This is a genomic window from Frankia sp. CoWAU3 (assembly GCF_977971855.1).
Genome location: NZ_CDWWXB010000005.1, coordinates 43,720 through 44,626 on the forward strand (window position 1 = coordinate 43,720; position 907 = coordinate 44,626).

At 76.4% G+C, this 907-nt stretch carries 1 protein-coding gene; it reads right to left on the bottom strand.

Annotation, left to right across the window (positions count from 1 at the left end; all coding sequences use genetic code 11):
* On the bottom strand, positions 1–701 hold a 701-nt coding region (locus AC08ON_RS01470; protein WP_476616324.1), incomplete at its 3' end, for a translation initiation factor IF-2 N-terminal domain-containing protein.
* Positions 702–907: the final 206 nt, after the last annotated feature.

Sequence of the window (907 nt, forward strand, 5' to 3'; positions counted from 1 at the left end):
GGCCCAGCGGACGGCGTCGTGTAGGGGTTGTTACCGGGCGCAGCCGACCGGGGTCCGGGACGCGGCCCGGGCCGGGGGCCGCCAGCGGTCGGACCGCCAGCGGTGGGACCCGAGGGAGGAACCGGGGCGCCGGGACGCGGACGGCCACCGCCCTGCGGTGCACCGGGACGCGGAACGTTCGGCCCGGGCCGCGGCCCGGAGGGAGCGGACGGCACGGACGGCATCGGCGGCGCGGGCACGGCGGAGGGAGCGGACGGCACCGGCGGCGCGGGCGCGGCGGAGGCCGCGGCCGGACGGGGAGCGGCGGGTGCAGACGTCGGGGAGGCCTGCGTCGGCGAGGCCGGTAGCGGCGGGGACGCGGGCGAGGGGGACGGCGCCGGGGTCGCCGGACCGGGCCGGCCGAGGGGACCAGGCCGCCCGGGAACCGGGCGCGGACCGGGCCGAGGCGCCAGACCAGGACGGGACGGCGGGGTCGGACGAGCGCCGCCACCCGGCGGTCCCGGACGGCTGGTGGCCCGGCCCGGGGAAGTGGGTGCGCCGTCGGAGGGGAACGCTTCCTTCAACTTGCGGACGACGGGTGCCTCGACAGTGGACGAAGCGGACTTCACGAACTCGCCGAGATCCTTGAGCTTGGCGAGCACGGTCTTACTGTCGACACCAAGCTCCTTGGCGAGCTCGTGTACGCGGGCCTTTCCTGCCACGGTGCTCCTTCGTTCGGCCCGCGGTCCGTGCCCGCGTGACCTCGTTACCTGCCGGTCGTGATCATGGCTGGGTGCTCATTGAGCGGTCATCGCTGTCTCGACCTGCTTCCCTGTCGACGTCTGTTGGCGCCGTCTGTGGGAGCGGATGCCGCTGGCGCGGGTACCCACTCCGTCTGACCCGGCCGGTCCGCTGCCGCGGTCCGCCC